This is a genomic window from Bacillus mobilis, from assembly GCF_001884045.1.
GTDB lineage: Bacteria > Bacillota > Bacilli > Bacillales > Bacillaceae_G > Bacillus_A > Bacillus_A mobilis.
Genome location: NZ_MACF01000119.1, coordinates 200,989 through 216,818, shown reverse-complemented (window position 1 = coordinate 216,818; position 15,830 = coordinate 200,989). Strand labels below are relative to the sequence as shown.

Below are 15,830 nucleotides of genomic sequence, written 5' to 3'. Positions count from 1 at the left end.
TTTGTAATTCATCTTAGATGTGGTTGATTCAGGTTTTAAAATTTATAGACATAAATAGCAATTAAAACACCGCTGCTAAACAACATTTAAAACGTAGAGAAGCGTAAAATAATGAAAAGCAAGCTGTTAGTCATGTATTCATCACTTTCAAGACGCTTAAGTGATGATATAATAGGAATAGATGAAAGATATAGAAAAGCAGGTGACTCTTTTTTGTTTACAAAAGCACAAGAACTTTTAGCGTCTTATTTCGGTTATTCGTCATTCCGAAGAGGACAAGATGAAACAATTAAAAATGTATTAGATGGGAAAGATACAGTTTGTATTATGCCTACGGGCGGTGGTAAGTCAATTTGTTATCAAATTCCCGCATTAGTATTCGAAGGAACGACATTAGTTATTTCACCTTTGATTTCACTTATGAAAGACCAAGTAGATACATTAGTACAAAACGGTATTTCAGCTACTTATATTAATAGTTCTATTTCTATTACAGAAGCAAATCAACGTATTCAATTAGCGAAACAAGGTCATTATAAGTTACTTTATGTGGCGCCTGAGCGTCTTGATTCAATGGAGTTTGTTGACCAACTTATCGATATGAAAATCCCGATGATTGCAATTGATGAGGCGCACTGTATTTCGCAGTGGGGACATGATTTCCGTCCAAGTTATTTACATATACATCGCATATTAGATTATCTTCCAGAAAAGCCGCTTGTACTAGCATTAACTGCGACGGCAACACCGCAAGTTCGTGAAGATATTTGCAACACACTTGGAATTAATCAAGAAAATACGATTATGACAACGTTTGAGCGCGAGAACTTATCATTTTCTGTTATTAAAGGACAAGATCGTCATGCATATTTAGCGGATTATATTCGTCAAAATCAAAAAGAATCTGGGATTATATATGCAGCTACTAGAAAAGTAGTTGATCAATTATATGAGGATTTAATGAAAGCGGGTGTTTCGGTATCAAAATACCATGCTGGTATGAGTGATACCGATCGAAATGAACAGCAAGAACTCTTTTTACGTGATGAAGTGAGTGTAATGGTAGCGACATCTGCATTTGGGATGGGGATTGATAAATCGAATATTCGTTACGTAATCCATTATCAACTGCCAAAAAATATGGAAAGTTATTACCAAGAAGCAGGACGTGCCGGACGTGACGGATTAGATAGTGCATGTATATTGCTATATTCTTCTCAAGATGTGCAAGTACAGCGCTTTTTAATTGATCAATCGACAGGAGAGTCTCGTTTTTCAAACGAACTTGAAAAACTGCAAAATATGACTGACTACTGTCATACAGAACAATGTTTGCAATCATTTATTTTGCAATACTTTGGAGAAGAGCCGAAAGAAGATTGTGGCCGCTGCGGTAATTGTACGGATGACCGCGAGAGTATCGATGTGACGAGAGAATCACAAATGGTTCTATCTTGTATGATTAGAACGAACCAACGATTTGGTAAACAAATGATTGCACAAGTGCTAACTGGATCTAAAAATAAGAAAGTTATTGAATTTAATTTTCATACTTTACCAACATACGGATTACTATCAAATCGTAGCGTAAAAGAAGTCAGTGAATTTATTGAGTTTCTAATTTCAGATGAGTTAATTGCAGTTGAACATGGTACGTATCCGACATTAAAAGTAACGGAAAAAGGGAAAGAAGTGTTACTTAGTAAAGTGAATGTTTTACGTAAAGAACGAGTAGAGACAAGACAAATTGTTCAAGATCATCCTTTATTTGAAGTACTTCGTGAAGTACGTAAAGAAATTGCGCAAGGAGAAGGTGTACCTCCATTTGTTATTTTCTCTGATCAAACGTTGAAGGATATGTGTGCAAAAATGCCGCAAAGTGACTCTGAACTTTTAACTGTAAAAGGGATTGGTGAACATAAACTTGTGAAGTATGGCTCTCACTTCTTACAAGCAGTTCAGCACTTTATAGAGGAAAACCCAAACTATGCTGAAACAGTTAAAACAGAAGTGGTGACAGAGCGGAAAAAGTCAGGGAAAGCTTCAGCAAATTCTCATTTAGAAACGTATGAAATGTACAAGAAAGGCATTGATCTAGATGAAATTGCGAAAGAACGTGGCTTATCAAGACAAACGATTGAAAATCATTTAATCCGCTCTTTTGAAGATGGAATGGAAGTAGATTGGAACAGTTTTGTTCCTGCCAAATATGAACAAATGATTGAAACTGCTGTGCAAAATGCAGAGGGCGGCCTGAAATCGATTAAGGAACAACTTCCAAATGAAGTGAGTTACTTTATGATTCGTGCTTATTTACAAATTAGAAAATAGAGACATATAAAGGGGATAGGGATATATGCATCACGTTTTCGTGTATGGCACGTTAAGAAAAGAGCAAACGAATGCTCATTTTATGCAAGGTGCAATATGCATCGCAGACGGAGCATGGATGTATGGGAAATTATTTGATACAAACGAAGGGTATCCGGCGATGATTTGTTCAAATGAAGACAAAGTATATGGAGAAGTTTACGAAGTAAATGATGATGTTCTGCAAAAATTAGATGAACTTGAAGAATACACAGGTAATGCAGAGAGTGACCTATATGACCGAATCACCGAAACGATTTATTTAGCTGATAGAGAAATACGTGCATTTGTGTATGTTGCTCAAGATAAAGAGATGCTGAAGGAAGTTATCGTTTCTGGTGATTGGGTGAAGTATCAACAAGGATAATAAAGGCAGCGTAGAAGCAGATAGTGGGAACATCCATTATCTGTTTTTTTAAATTGATACTTTCAAAATTCTGATTATTTTGATAAACTGTAAATAAAGGGAAATCAAAAGGAGGATTTTTCATGGGGATCAGAAATTTAGTTTCTCACCTGTAGCAGAAAAATAATATACAGGAGGAGAATATTAATGAACGAATTAAATGTAAAAGAATTTTATAAAAAACAATTTGAACTACTAAGCTATGATGTAAATAATGAAGATTGGTTACAGGAAGTTGCTAAAGAAGTACAAGAACAAGTTGGATATACATTTCAGTCGATGTTAGAACTAGGAGCAGGAAATGGTGGATTTGCAAGAGCGATGTCTAATTTGAATGTAAAGATGACTACAGTTGAGCTAGTACGAGAGTTAGTTATGTTTGCGAAAGAACATTCTACTAATGATATTGTTATTCACTGTGCTGACTTTTATAAAATTAATTTTGAAGAAAAGTTTGATGTCGTTACTTATTTGGACGGATTTGGTGTAGGAACGGATGCAGAACAATTATTTTTATTAAAACGCATCCATAGTTGGTTGAAAGATGATGGGTGTGCACTTATTGATATTTATCAACCTTTATATTGGGAAAAAGCAAATGGACAAGAAATGCCGATTTATTCTGCAATGCGAAAATATGAATATGATAGTGAAAATGCTAGAATGCTGGACCATTGGTGGGAAACGGATTCTTCAAATGATATTGTGACACAATCTTTACGTTGCTATACTATAGATGAGATTAATAATTTATGTGCAGAGGCTCGCTTCAGTATAGTTGGGATTTTCCCAGGAGGGGCGTATGACTTTGAAGAGAGAGCGTATAAAGAGCAAGCGTCATTAAATGAATGTTTATCATATCGTATAAAAGTAAAAAAGAGTAAGGATTAATTCCTTACTCTTTTTTACTTTTATAGTGTGAATAATTGACTGTCTTTCGTATTTAATTGCCGTTCTTTTTTATCCTTATGGACCTTAGTACAATCCCGATGCCAAGAAATAAAACAGTGGCAACGAAACCATTAATAGGATTTAACCAAAAATCACTACTATTTGTAAGCGTAATAATACCGGTTATAGTTATTAAAACAGTAGGAACGGCATCTTCAATCGCATGCATGATAACACATGGCCATACTGACTTTGTAAGTCTATATATTTCAACATACATAATAGACCAAGAAACCATAAGTATGCATCCTGATAAAAGCATATTTAACCTGGAAATAGATTCAAAATATTCATTTGGTAAAAAAACTAAATAATAAGCGGCATGCCAAAGAGCCCAAATTAAACCAGAAATAATATAAATAAACCAATCGTTTAACTTTAGTTCAATCAGTTTTGGAGTTAAATAACCGCGCCAAGAGAACTCTTCGAAAATATTTTTAATAAAATTACCTATAGTAGACATGAGTATAAGAGAACATAATGAGGACATCTCAAAGTTAGATATGTTAACGACTCCGAAAAATAGAGCTAAGCATATAGTTATTAGTGTAACGAATGGATAAATAAGTATTGCTACGAAATACCATTTAAAGTTTCCTTTTAAATTTGGTTTGATACCAAAATCATTCCAATCTCGACCAATAATTCTAAGTAAGATACTTGCGAGAAAGGGTAATATTAGCCATAATCCCATACCTAAAGAGTTTCCTTCAGGCTGATCTATTAGAAGAGAATCAAGAAATACACCAATCCAGCCACTTGCTAGCACAATTAACACAAAAATAATTAAATGTAACTTTACATGCTTTCTATTGGTTGTAGTCATTTCGAATAAACTCCTTTTTTATTTTTGGTATTTATCTATTGACACTTCTCATTATTTTACAAGTGAAAGGAGGAAATCGATAGAAAGGGATATGAGAACTTTAGTAAGTTAGTGTATAATCGTTATTATTAATAGAAATAGCATTTATATGCATTATTTTATTATATGTAAAGTGTTGTAATTTAGATGTTTTATATTCTTATAATGTAAAAATAACAATAAGATTTCAAAATTAGAAAGATGAAAAGTGAGTTTTTTCGGAAAATTTAAATTGAAACTATTGACTTTATAAACGGGTTTTTAATACAATTGTATCTCGACTGAAAAATTAGAACGGACAGGAGGGAATCATCAAATGAACAACATTTTTGAAGAAGAGTTACAAAAAATGAAAGATACATTAAGTACGATGGATGATCAATTAGAACAGCTCGAAAACATTCCGGTTTATTATGGAGATGATTTTAAAGAACAAATTTTAGAAAGTATGAGAGAATCTAATAGACAAAACTTACGTATTGGAGTGCAAGAACCGTACTTTGGAAGATTAGATTTTCAAGAGGACGGCAAGGAAGATGTTATGCCGATCTACATCGGTAAAGTAGGTGTTTCACATAAAGACACAATGAAACCAATTGTAATTGATTGGCGGGCACCTGTCGCAAGTATGTTTTATTCATTTACCGGTGGGGAGGAATTAGCGTTTTATCAATCACCAGACGGATTAGTAGAAGGTGATGTATATTTAAAGCGAAACATCTCTATTCGAAAAAGAGAACTAGAACGTGTTGTTGATACATATGTAAAAGGAAATGAAGATGTCTCGCATGCCGATGATTTTCTTCTATATCGATTAGGTGAGAATAAAGATAATAAACTAAAGGATATTGTTTCGACGATACAATCGGAGCAAAATGATATTATTCGTGCGGAAAGAAACTTACCACTACTTATTCAAGGGGTTGCAGGGAGCGGAAAAACAACGATCGCTTTACATCGCCTTGCTTTTTTAATTTATGAATACCGTGAGCAATTAGAAGCTGAGAGAATGATTGTATTCGCTCCGAATAGTCTGTTTTTAGACTATATTTCGAGTGTGCTTCCGGAATTAGGTGTAGGGAATATTAGTCAAACAACATTCGCAGATTGGGCATTACGTACGTTAGATGATTCGGTGAAATTAAAGCAAACAGAAGAAAAGTTGAAAGAAGCATTTTCTATTAATCGTGATGAAGAAAAGGTAATGCTCGGTAAATTGAAAGGCACGCTGGAATTTAAGTCCTTTATTGAAGAGAGAATGGTCCAATTTGAAAAAGAATTGGTACCAACAAGTGATTTTGAGGCATGGGACAAAGCTATTATTCCAATAGAAGACATAAAAAAATGGATGCAGGTTGAATATAAACATTATCCATTAAAGAAAAGAAGAGAAAGATTAGTCGGCCGAATGAAGCGCTGGATTGAAATTGAACTGAAAAAGTATGGAGAAACAAACGAGAAGAAATTACTAAAAAAAGAAGCGACAAAGAGATTGAACACATATATGAAGTTTTGGCCGAAAATGAGCTCACTTTCACTATATAGTTCAATATTGAAAAGTAAAGAAATACTCGAAGTATTACCTGAAGATCTTGTGAAAGAAACTGAAAAGAATTGTCGTAAAAAAGAAGTGTATGTAGAAGATTTACCAGCTTTAATTTACATACATCACCGAATAACAGGTATTGAAATCGGACAGAAATTCCATCACGTCGTTATTGATGAAGCACAAGATTTCTCACCATTCCAAGTGTATGTATTAAAAGAAATTACACTAGGTAATTCTTTCACTATATTAGGTGATTTATCTCAAGCGATTTATGATTATCAAGGAATTGAAGATTGGAGTGCTTTTAAGGAAGTATTTCAAGAAACAGGTTATTATGAATTAACGAGAAGTTATCGTTCTACAAAAGAAATTATAGAATTTGCGAACGAAATAATTAAAAATGCAGAGATTCCAGTTGGACTCGCAACACCAGTTTTTCGTAGTGGTGAAAAGGTTAAAGTAATCCATGTAGAGGATCAATTTAATGAGATTATGAAGACGTTAAAACATCTACAAAATGAAGATGTGAAAACAATTGCGGTAATAGGAAGAACAGATGATGAATGCCGCGATATATATGAGAAATTAACAAATGCAGGATTAGCTGTAAACGTCATTGAAGCAGATCAAAGTAAATATGAAGGTGGTATTTCAGTAGTACCTGTATACTTGGCGAAAGGGCTAGAATTTGATGCGGTTCTACTAATCGACGTTGATGAAGAACATTATAAAAATACAAAACACGATGCGAAGTTATTGTATGTCGGATGTACAAGGTCGCTTCATGATTTATGGATTTTCCATAGCGGAGAAGCATCGCCTTTAATTAAAGGATTAAAATAAATATGAAAAACAAGAGGATTTTCTAGTAACAAAAAGAAGAACCTCTTGTTTTTCTATATAAAGACATGGGAAGAAACTAACTATGATTACAAAGGTAATAGCAAAAAGAAATTGGGAAATTGCAAAGATAAATGGAGAAATTAATGAAATGTCACTAAAAGAAGAGGGATTTATTCATTGTTCATTTTTAAAACAAGCTTTAGAAGTTGCTGAAAAACATTTTAGTCATGAAGAAGATGTTTTATTACTGACAATTGATCCATCCTTAATAAAAGCAGAAATAAAATATGAACTTGCTTCTAACGGTCTAGAATATCCGCATGTATATGGAGTAATTCATATTGAGGCGATTGTAGATGTTACCCCATTTATTAAAGAAAGTGGAGAGTTTATATTACAAGAGGTACAAAATTAAGATTGTTGTAAGTATTTAAATTAGCTAAAAAAGCACAAATAAGAAGTTTGTGTTTTTTTATTATCTATTTTTTGGTAATTAGTTATTGTTTTTATCACAACAATACTGTATGATACATAGTATAAAACACATACTGTATGACATATAGTAATGAAAATGAGGTGAGTGAATGGATGCTTTATTAAATTCGTTAATTACCGAACTAAGAAGAGGTACATTAACATTAGCGGTTTTAAGCCAGTTAAGAACACCGCAGTATGGGTATTCACTTGTCCAATTATTGGAGAAATCAGGGATTACAATCGATCAAAGTACGTTATATCCACTACTTCGCCGATTAGAAAAGCAGGAGCTAGTGACGAGTAGTTGGGATAAAACGGAGAGTAGACCTCGTAAGTATTATGTTTTAAGTGAATACGGATTAGAGATATTTTTACAGTTGAAGAAGGAATGGATAAAGGATTCGAAAGAACTTTATAAATTATTAAAGGAGGAGGACAAGAATGAATTTGATTGATATTTACGTCGAGGAAGTAGCGAAGAGATTACCTGAAAAAAATCGTGAAGATATTATTCTTGAACTACGGTCAACAATCGAGGATATGTTACCTGATGATTATAATGAAAACGACGAAAAAAGAGTTCTTGAAAAATTGGGAAGTCCCGTTTCATTGGCTAATGGATATTTGGATAGACCGATGCATTTAATTGGACCACGTTATTTTGATGTATATACGACATTATTAAAAATGATCATACCAATTGCAGCTGTTATCGCACTCATTGCAATGGTTGCAGAAAATTTTGTAGGATATAATGGTGAGCAAGCAGTATTAAATGTTATTTTAAATGTGATAGGTAAAGGAATTGGGGAAATTATCGAAGTAGGCCTCCATGTGTTTTTCTGGTTGACACTTGTATTTGCAATTTTAGAAAGAACAGATAAAGACAAAGGTACCCAACCGTTGACGACAAGTTTAAAAAAATGGACGCCTGATGATTTAAAAAATACTTCGTATGTCCCAAAGAAAAAGTCGATTTCAAAGTTCGAAGTATTTGGCGGGTTAATGTGGACTGCAATATGGGCATCACTTTATTTTTATGCGAATCATCTTGTAGGTGTATATCATGGTACAGAAAACGGACTGAAGTTTGTCACACCTACCTTTAATCAAGATGTGTTACTTCAGTATTGGCCAATCGTTGTAATTATAATTGTTTTTGAAATAGCTATATCTCTTTATAAGTTAGTACAGGGACAATGGACGAAAAAGTTGGCAATTGGGAATGCTTTTCTTCAAATAGCTGGAACAATAGTATTCATTGTAATTGTAGTAAATCCGCATTTATTTAACGAGGGATTTATTACGTTTATGGCAAATGTGTTTACTATTTCTCCAGAGGAATTTAAAACGTGGTTAATAGGTGGAGGTATTATCATTTACATTATATCTGCTGCATTAAATATATTTGATGGTTTCCGAAAAGCTCGTATTCGTATGTAGTAGTAAAAGGAAAGAAGATAAACTTTAGGAAAGGAAGAAAACGATGATAAGGGAAGCAAGGAAACAAGATGTAGCATACATGTTAGATATTTATAATGATGCCATACTGTATACAACTGCCGTATATACGTATAAACCTGTAACCCTTGAAAATAGAATAGACTGGTATGAAACAAAAAAGGCTGAAGGTTATCCAATTTTAGTATACGAATTAGATAATAAAGTAGTAGGGTTTGCGACATTCGGTCAGTTTAGAGCTTGGCCCGCCTATAAATATTCAATTGAGCATTCCATGTATGTTCATAAGGAATATAGAAAAAATGGGATAGGATCTGCTTTAATGAAAGCATTGATTGCAATGGCAAAAGAAAGGGAATATATGACCTTAATAGCTGGAATTGATGCAGAAAATAAGAAAAGTATTACATTACATGAAACTTATGGATTTGTTCATATGGGGACAATTAAAAAGGCTGGTTATAAGTTTAATAGGTGGTTAGATTTAGCTTTTTATCAATTGGAACTTAATGGTCCTAAAAAGCCTACGGAAGAGTAAATGTTTGCGTTATGCGAATTATGTATTTTAGAAGGGTAGCATGGAGAAATTTCATGCTATCTTTTTTATTGTATACATAAATATCATGTAACAAAAAAGGTTTTTTATATTCTATATCGAATTTTGAGAAGATGATAAAACTATATAAAAAGAGGTAAGAATATGGAGACTGTCATAGAAAAGATGAAAGAAATACAATCTGGTCAACTTGGAGTGGTTGTGTACTCAACAAAATATGATAATATAATTGCCTCCTATAATAATGAACTGTATGTTCCTTTAGCATCAGCAGCAAAAGTGGCAATTGGATTTGCAGTAGCAAACATGATAAAAGACAAACAAATTAGTTGGAATGATATACTTCACCAAATTAAATTTAATCCGAAAGAAGATAGCGCACAATTATATCCACATTTGCAAGGGAGAGATACATTAACACTTAGTAAAGCTGTTGAAGTGATGATAGCGTGTCATGATAGTTATATTGCAAAGTCGATTATAATGTACTGTGGAGGATGGGATTCTATTAGAAAATATGTTTCAACGTATTTTTCCAAGATACATGTTCAAGAAAACCCTAGAGATGAACAAAATGTTGGAGAGTTAAATCAAGTACATTCACTGTTAGTACATATTTTTAAATGTTATAAAAGTGATCCGAAATTATGGGAACCAATAATAAATGGAATGGTAAGGCAACAAGGAGAATATGAAGGGATACCTTATTATCATATAGCTCATATGACAGGTGGATTGCCCACAGCAATAATAAATATTGGTATAATGGGAAAGTTCCATGAATTTCCGTTTCTTTATGTTATTGGAGGCAAAGATTTGCCTAATCGATTTGATAATAACAAAGTAGATGAAACCGTTGTATCGACTTTGAAATGCATATACAAAAAATATAATGATGGCCTGCTAGGGGTGAGAGATTGAAACGAAACTTAAAAAATTCAACAATAATCATATTAATCTTAACAATTATTGCTTTGGAAGTTGGAATTGCGATTTACAATCATAATTTGTCATTAAATACAATTTACTTCGCAGCAATCCTTATTTGTATTGTATTACTTTTTGGTACACGTGTTTCTGAAGAGAAAAAAAGTACATCGGAAGAGAGACGAAGAAAAACAGCTCTTATATTTTGGCCATCTATTTTATTGTCTATCGCTTGCTTTGCCGTTATTAGTTATATAAGAACAGGTTATGTCTCTGTGCCAGGGATAATTGGTTTTTCATGCTTTGTTACTTATGGTGGTTTCGTGTTTATTAGTATTTTAAAAAGGAAAAGTAAAAATTAAAGGTAGCTTATTAAGTTGAAAGGAAGAAAGATATGAAACACATAGAAAATGGTACTCGTGCTGAAGGAGAATACATAAAAAATAAAGTAATTCAATATAACATGTCTATTTTAACAGATGAAGCAAAACAGCCGATGGAGCAAGTAAGTTTCGTAGTGAAAGATGAGGATGGAAAAATATTTGGTGGGGTAACAGGAACGATGTATTTTTATCATCTGCATATAGATTTTTTATGGGTTGATGAAACAGTTCGTCATGATGGTTATGGTAGTCAACTGTTACATAAAATCGAAGACATTGCGAAGGAAAAAGGTTGTAGATTAATATTATTAGATTCATTTAGTTTTCAAGCACCAAACTTTTATAAAAAGCACGGCTACCGAGAATACGGTGTTGTTGAAGATCATCCTAAAGGACATAGTCAACACTTTTTAGAGAAGAGGTTATAGGAATCGTATTCATGCTCTAGAAGAAAAGTGGATTTTAAAAGCATCACCAAATAAGGTGATGCTTTTTTCTTTTGTATATAGCAACTACTTAATCTGATGCAATTTTGGGAACAAATAGTGCGGTTCGTAAAACTAGGATTTTCTTTTTTATTGGAAATGAGTTACTGTCTTTGTAGAAGACACTTGTAGTATAGGTTTTTTCTAACTAATGCTGTTGAATTTTTAAGAGCAGAAGAGCAATAAGACGAGCTCTGAATATAATACTAATAAAGGAGGTGTTAAGCAATGGGTTACATTGTAGATATTTCAAAATGGAACGGTAACATTAACTGGGATGTAGCCGCTCCACAATTAGATTTCGTAATCGCTAGGGTACAAGATGGATCAAATTATGTAGATCCTTTATATAAAAATTATGTCCAAGCAATGAAAACTAGAAATATTCCATTTGGGAACTATGGATTTTGTCGCTTTATTTCAACTGCTGATGCGAAGAAGGAAGCGCAAGATTTTTGGAATCGCGGTGATAAGAGCGCTACAGTTTGGGTGGCTGATGTAGAAGTGAAAACAATGGATGATATGAGAGCTGGTACGCAAGCTTTTATCGATGAGTTACGCCGACTAGGTGCTAAGAAAATTGGTTTATATGTTGGGCATCATGTATATGAGCCTTTCGGTATGGCGAACGTAAAAAGTGATTTTTTATGGATTCCTAGGTATGGTGGTAATAAACCAGCATATCCTTGTGATATTTGGCAATACACGGAGACAGGTAATGTACCTGGTATCGGTAAATGTGATTTAAACCAATTGATAGGAAATAAGCCCCTGTCTTGGTTTACTGAATCGGTACCAAAACAAGAAAACATACAAGCACAAGTTTCGAAACAAAATATCATTCAATCTGGAGCCTTTTCACCTCATGAAACTCCAGATGTTATGGGAGCATTAACTTCTTTAAAAATGACTGCGACCTTCATTTTACAATCAGATGGCTTAACGTATTTTATTTCCGATCCAACTAGCGATGCGCAATTAAACGGTATGAAAGGTTGGCTTGATAGGAAGGGTTGGTGGTATGAAGTTAAATAATAAAAAATAACTAGCTACTATGTGTGCAAAAAAAGAGCCCTCCAACAGGATGGCTCTTTTTTCTATTCAAATAGCTTATTCATTAAATCTTGGATTTCACGTCTTCTTTTATCCGTTTCGTCCTTATCAATTGTATACGTATCATCCTCGATTATAAGAACATCACCTTCTTTTGCAGTGGAAGGGAGTTTGGATTTAGGTACATCAATTGTTACGTTATTCACTTCAATAACTGCTAGTTCACCTTCAAAACGGTCAATAATACCTTTTTTCATAATTATCTCTCCGTTCTTACAGAAATATTTGAACCATCACTATTAATAACTACAGTACCATTTAAATCTGTTCTATATACCTTAACAGACATTGCATTTAACTTTGCTAAAGTTTCCTGCGTAGGATGGCCATAGCGGTTACCTGCACCTGCACTAATCACAGCGATACTTGGCTTCACTGCATCTAAAAATGGCTGAGAAGAAGAAGTCTTACTTCCGTGATGACCTGGTTTTAATACATCTGATTTTAGGTTAGTACCATGTGTTGCAAGCATATCTTTCTCACTTTTAGATTCAGCATCACCTGTGAATAAGAAGGATTTGCTACCGTGTGTTACTTTTAATACAGCACTCCACTCATTTAGATCGTTACCGTATTCTTTAACCGGAGCTAAAAACTGTGAGTTTAAACCGTTGATTGGTAAAGTTACACCAGATTTCGCTTCTTTAATTGTTAATCCTTTGTTTGCTACTGCAGTTAGGAAGTCTTTAAACGTTTGTGTCGTATGACTTACTTTAGGAGCGTAAACGTTTTTTACATTCATAGAATATAGGACTTCATCTAATCCACCTACATGATCAGCATCAGGATGCGTAGCAATCATATAATCAATAGTTTGGAATCCTAATCCTTTTAAATAATTTGCTACTACTTTACCTTTTCCATTGTTACCAGCGTCAATAAGGATAGTTTCTCCACTTGGAGATTTAATAAAAGTAGCATCACCTTGTCCGACATCAATATAATGAACCTCTAAATTACCTTTAGGCTTAGGAAGAGCTGGACGGAAATTCGGTTCTAATACACGAGCCAAGAATGCAGCGAATTGCTCACGAGTTACTTTTACACCTGGACCAAATGTACCATCAGGAAATCCAGTAGTGATATTATTTTGAGCTAAAATTTTGACATAATTGTAACCCCAGTGATTAGATGGAACATCAGGGAAATTGACGTCTGCTCCTGTAGGCTTTAAATTAAAAGTTTTAACAAGAACTACTGCCATTTCTGCACGAGTTAATGAGCGGTCAGGGAAATAGTTTGTTTCACGTTGTACAATGTTATTATGTGCTAACTTATGTACAGAATCATAGTAATAGATACCTTTGGTTACATCGGAAAAAATATGATTATAGCTAGATGGTTTTTCTAATTTTAATGATAAATCTAGCATTAAGGCCATTTGTCCACGAGTTACATCATCACTTGGTTTAAAAGTTCCTTCTGGCGTACCTTTAATGATACCTTTATCCGATAAATAGTTAATTTCTTTAATTGCCCAATGATTAGATTGGACATCAGGAAAAGCTTTAGCACTTGTAAAATTAGGGATGCATAACGATAAGATTATGACAAATGCTGTTAGTAATAAACTAAACTTTTTCAAAAAACCGCCTCACTTTATGTATTTTTTACCTAATTAACTTTACCAGTTCTTGAAAGAAATTCAAGCTTTAATAGTTAAATAGTATGTGAGAAATGCTTTTGGTATTTTATTCACTGGTTTTCTTTTATTCTGTATATTTAATATGAAGAATGTGAAAAGAAGAGTAACGATTGCAATTGTAAAATTGATATTATAAATTAATCTTATGTAGGTTTTCATAACAAGCTGGATTCTAAAGTTTTATATTGAAGAAAGTAAGACAAATTAAATATAATGAGCAGTTTGATGGGAGAAAGAAAATGTACACGTATAAATTGCAACATGAACAGCCAATCTGCGTAGGCAAAATAAAAAAACTTTATGACTCTGTCGGTTGGTGGCCAGAAAGAAAAGAAATCGATATTCAAAATATGTTAAAGCATAGTATAGCGATTGGGGTATGGGAAGAAAATGAATTAATCGGATTTGCTAGAGTTGTTTCTGATGGTGTTTTTCGAGCATACATAGAAGATGTTGTCGTGCATGAGAGTGTAAGAAATAAAGGTATCGGGGAGAAGATGCTTACAATATTACTTCAAGAGATATCTCATGTTCATATTGTTAGTCTATTTTGCGGAGAGAAATTAATAAAGTTTTACGGCGAACAGCAATTTCAAGCGACGAAACAAATTGTAATGCATCGTAATCAAACTGTGAAAGAATAAGAGGTGTTAATGAGAATGAATGCAACAAGAATATATTGTTTATCGAAAAGAAAAGCGACAGAAGATTCACCAGATGGTTGGAATGCAACATGTATGAGGCTTAATAATAAAATATTTGCGATAGTAAACGATGAAGAAGGAGAAAAAGCTGCGATTACATTAAAATGTGATCCAGAACTTGCACTAAGAGTAAGAGAAGAGTATCCAGAAGCAATCATTCCGGGGTATCATATGAATAAAAAACATTGGAATACAGTGTATATACATAAAGATGTAGAGCAAGAGCAAATTAATAAGATGATTGATTGGTCATATGATTTAGTTTTACAATCATTTTCAAAGAAAAAGCAGCAAGAGTTATTAGATTAGTATGTATAAGGAGTGAGCGTATTGAAAGACACGATCAAAGGTACATATGATAAATTAGCGAGTACATATAAAGAAAATCTAGACTCGGCAAATCCATATAACAGTTATTATGAAAGGCCAGCGATGATGGAGATGATTCCAAAGAATTTAGAAGGGAAGAGTATACTAGATGCTGGATGTGCAGCTGGATGGTATACTTCTCAATTTATAGAAAGAGGGGCAAACGTTACTGCAATTGACGTAAGTTCTGAAATGATAAAATCTGCAAAGGAAAGTATGGGTGATAATGCAACGTTTCTTTGTCATGACCTGCAAGAAGTATTACCATTTGCAGATAATACATTTGATATTATTGTAAGTTCGTTAACGCTTCATTACTTAGAAAATTGGAATAAAGTATTTAAGGAGTTTCGCCGAGTATTGAAGCCTGGTGGAGAATTTATATACTCCATTCATCATCCTTTTATGGACTTTACAAAGTTTACTAGTGAAAATTATTTCGAAAAACAATTATTAGTAGATACTTGGGTTAAACCAAATATTACAATAGAAGTTAGCTTTTTTAGAAGGGCACTCCAAGACATAGTTAATGAAACAACAAATTATTTCGTGTTAGAAAAAATGGTGGAACCGAGGCCAGTTGAAAAGATGAGAGAAGTAAATGAAAAATCATATCATTATCTAAATACAAATCCACATTTTCTTATTATGAAAGCCATTAAAAAATAGGTAGTAAAATAATTATATTTTACTACCTATTTACAATTTTAAATTATATATTAGGAG

General features: G+C 33.3%; 17 protein-coding genes and 1 pseudogene. 15 read left to right on the top strand and 3 right to left on the bottom strand.

Translation table 11 applies throughout. From position 1 onward, the window contains the following. Positions 1-213: 213 nt before the first annotated feature. The 3 genes from recQ (at position 214) to BAQ44_RS20710 (ending at position 3,667) form a co-directional block, all read left to right on the top strand. Entirely contained in the window at positions 214-2,331 is a 2,118-nt protein-coding gene (gene recQ, locus BAQ44_RS20720; protein WP_071723444.1) for a DNA helicase RecQ, read from the top strand. Between the two features lie 25 nt (positions 2,332-2,356). Beyond that, positions 2,357-2,737 (top strand): gamma-glutamylcyclotransferase family protein, encoded by a 381-nt coding sequence (locus tag BAQ44_RS20715; RefSeq protein WP_063259912.1) that lies wholly within the window; start codon positions 2,357-2,359, stop codon positions 2,735-2,737. A gap of 186 nt (positions 2,738-2,923) precedes the next feature. Continuing rightward, positions 2,924-3,667 carry a class I SAM-dependent methyltransferase gene (locus tag BAQ44_RS20710; RefSeq protein ID WP_063259911.1) on the top strand — a complete coding sequence of 248 codons (744 nt, stop codon included), beginning with the start codon at positions 2,924-2,926 and terminating at the stop codon, positions 3,665-3,667. A 20-nt stretch (positions 3,668-3,687) separates the two neighbouring features. On the opposite strand, the pseudogene BAQ44_RS20705 reads toward BAQ44_RS20710, so the two are convergent. Then, positions 3,688-4,553, bottom strand: a pseudogene (locus BAQ44_RS20705) (CPBP family glutamic-type intramembrane protease). Between the two features lie 355 nt (positions 4,554-4,908). Here BAQ44_RS20705 and BAQ44_RS20700 point away from each other — a divergent pair. From BAQ44_RS20700 to BAQ44_RS20660, 9 genes are all read left to right on the top strand, one after another. Next, the gene (locus BAQ44_RS20700) at positions 4,909-6,984 is read left to right on the top strand and encodes a HelD family protein (RefSeq protein ID WP_071723440.1); all 2,076 of its coding nucleotides are present in this window, start codon (positions 4,909-4,911) and stop codon (positions 6,982-6,984) included. 82 nt (positions 6,985-7,066) lie between these two features. After that, complete coding sequence (locus tag BAQ44_RS20695; RefSeq protein ID WP_061679734.1) at positions 7,067-7,399, top strand: DUF952 domain-containing protein; 333 nt, start codon at positions 7,067-7,069, stop codon at positions 7,397-7,399. 169 nt (positions 7,400-7,568) lie between these two features. After that, entirely contained in the window at positions 7,569-7,916 is a 348-nt protein-coding gene (locus BAQ44_RS20690; protein ID WP_071723438.1) for a PadR family transcriptional regulator, read from the top strand. Then, positions 7,903-8,904 (top strand): HAAS signaling domain-containing protein, encoded by a 1,002-nt coding sequence (locus BAQ44_RS20685; protein WP_071723436.1) that lies wholly within the window; start codon positions 7,903-7,905, stop codon positions 8,902-8,904. The genes BAQ44_RS20690 and BAQ44_RS20685 overlap by 14 nt, the downstream gene beginning before the upstream one ends. A gap of 43 nt (positions 8,905-8,947) precedes the next feature. Next, positions 8,948-9,460 (top strand): GNAT family N-acetyltransferase, encoded by a 513-nt coding sequence (locus BAQ44_RS20680; protein ID WP_063259907.1) that lies wholly within the window; start codon positions 8,948-8,950, stop codon positions 9,458-9,460. Between the two features lie 162 nt (positions 9,461-9,622). Beyond that, positions 9,623-10,399, top strand: a complete 777-nt coding sequence (locus tag BAQ44_RS20675; RefSeq protein WP_071723434.1) for a serine hydrolase — start codon at positions 9,623-9,625, stop codon at positions 10,397-10,399. Further along, the gene (locus tag BAQ44_RS20670; RefSeq protein ID WP_063259905.1) at positions 10,396-10,767 is read left to right on the top strand and encodes a hypothetical protein; all 372 of its coding nucleotides are present in this window, start codon (positions 10,396-10,398) and stop codon (positions 10,765-10,767) included. The genes BAQ44_RS20675 and BAQ44_RS20670 overlap by 4 nt, the downstream gene beginning before the upstream one ends. 32 nt (positions 10,768-10,799) lie before the next feature. After that, positions 10,800-11,216, top strand: coding sequence for a GNAT family N-acetyltransferase (locus BAQ44_RS20665; RefSeq protein WP_071723432.1), 417 nt, complete (start codon positions 10,800-10,802; stop codon positions 11,214-11,216). Between the two features lie 285 nt (positions 11,217-11,501). Then, entirely contained in the window at positions 11,502-12,308 is an 807-nt protein-coding gene (locus BAQ44_RS20660) for a GH25 family lysozyme (RefSeq protein ID WP_071723430.1), read from the top strand. Positions 12,309-12,370: 62 nt separating this feature from the next. On the opposite strand, the gene BAQ44_RS20655 is transcribed toward BAQ44_RS20660, so the two are convergent. Further along, positions 12,371-12,583, bottom strand: a complete 213-nt coding sequence (locus BAQ44_RS20655) for a DUF3006 domain-containing protein (RefSeq protein ID WP_071723428.1) — start codon at positions 12,581-12,583, stop codon at positions 12,371-12,373. A gap of 2 nt (positions 12,584-12,585) precedes the next feature. Beyond that, positions 12,586-13,971: an S-layer homology domain-containing protein gene (locus BAQ44_RS20650; protein WP_071723426.1), complete on the bottom strand. Its 1,386-nt coding sequence runs from the start codon at positions 13,969-13,971 to the stop codon at positions 12,586-12,588. A gap of 299 nt (positions 13,972-14,270) precedes the next feature. On the opposite strand from BAQ44_RS20650, the gene BAQ44_RS20645 reads away from it, so the two are divergent. From BAQ44_RS20645 to BAQ44_RS20635, 3 genes are read left to right on the top strand one after another with little or no spacing between them, the layout of a single operon-like run. Then, a complete protein-coding gene (locus BAQ44_RS20645; protein WP_071723424.1) occupies positions 14,271-14,675 on the top strand; it encodes a GNAT family N-acetyltransferase in 405 nt (134 codons plus the stop codon). 15 nt (positions 14,676-14,690) lie between these two features. Continuing rightward, entirely contained in the window at positions 14,691-15,044 is a 354-nt protein-coding gene (locus BAQ44_RS20640) for an MmcQ/YjbR family DNA-binding protein (RefSeq protein WP_063263098.1), read from the top strand. 21 nt (positions 15,045-15,065) lie between these two features. Then, positions 15,066-15,773, top strand: a complete 708-nt coding sequence (locus tag BAQ44_RS20635) for a class I SAM-dependent methyltransferase (RefSeq protein ID WP_071723422.1) — start codon at positions 15,066-15,068, stop codon at positions 15,771-15,773. The last annotated feature ends 57 nt before the right edge of the window (positions 15,774-15,830 follow it).

Excerpts from the sequence above, each read along its gene's own strand:
- BAQ44_RS20640 (WP_063263098.1), top strand. The coding sequence starts at position 14,691 with ATGAATGCAACAAGAATATATTGTTTATCGAAAAGAAAAGCGACAGAA.
- BAQ44_RS20645 (WP_071723424.1), top strand. The coding sequence starts at position 14,271 with ATGTACACGTATAAATTGCAACATGAACAGCCAATCTGCGTAGGCAAA.
- BAQ44_RS20700 (WP_071723440.1), top strand. The coding sequence starts at position 4,909 with ATGAACAACATTTTTGAAGAAGAGTTACAAAAAATGAAAGATACATTA.
- BAQ44_RS20715 (WP_063259912.1), top strand. The coding sequence starts at position 2,357 with ATGCATCACGTTTTCGTGTATGGCACGTTAAGAAAAGAGCAAACGAAT.
- BAQ44_RS20665 (WP_071723432.1), top strand. The coding sequence starts at position 10,800 with ATGAAACACATAGAAAATGGTACTCGTGCTGAAGGAGAATACATAAAA.
- BAQ44_RS20690 (WP_071723438.1), top strand. The coding sequence starts at position 7,569 with ATGGATGCTTTATTAAATTCGTTAATTACCGAACTAAGAAGAGGTACA.
- BAQ44_RS20680 (WP_063259907.1), top strand. The coding sequence starts at position 8,948 with ATGATAAGGGAAGCAAGGAAACAAGATGTAGCATACATGTTAGATATT.
- BAQ44_RS20710 (WP_063259911.1), top strand. The coding sequence starts at position 2,924 with ATGAACGAATTAAATGTAAAAGAATTTTATAAAAAACAATTTGAACTA.
- BAQ44_RS20655 (WP_071723428.1), bottom strand. The coding sequence starts at position 12,583 with ATGAAAAAAGGTATTATTGACCGTTTTGAAGGTGAACTAGCAGTTATT.
- BAQ44_RS20685 (WP_071723436.1), top strand. The coding sequence starts at position 7,903 with ATGAATTTGATTGATATTTACGTCGAGGAAGTAGCGAAGAGATTACCT.
- BAQ44_RS20695 (WP_061679734.1), top strand. The coding sequence starts at position 7,067 with ATGATTACAAAGGTAATAGCAAAAAGAAATTGGGAAATTGCAAAGATA.
- BAQ44_RS20660 (WP_071723430.1), top strand. The coding sequence starts at position 11,502 with ATGGGTTACATTGTAGATATTTCAAAATGGAACGGTAACATTAACTGG.
- BAQ44_RS20675 (WP_071723434.1), top strand. The coding sequence starts at position 9,623 with ATGGAGACTGTCATAGAAAAGATGAAAGAAATACAATCTGGTCAACTT.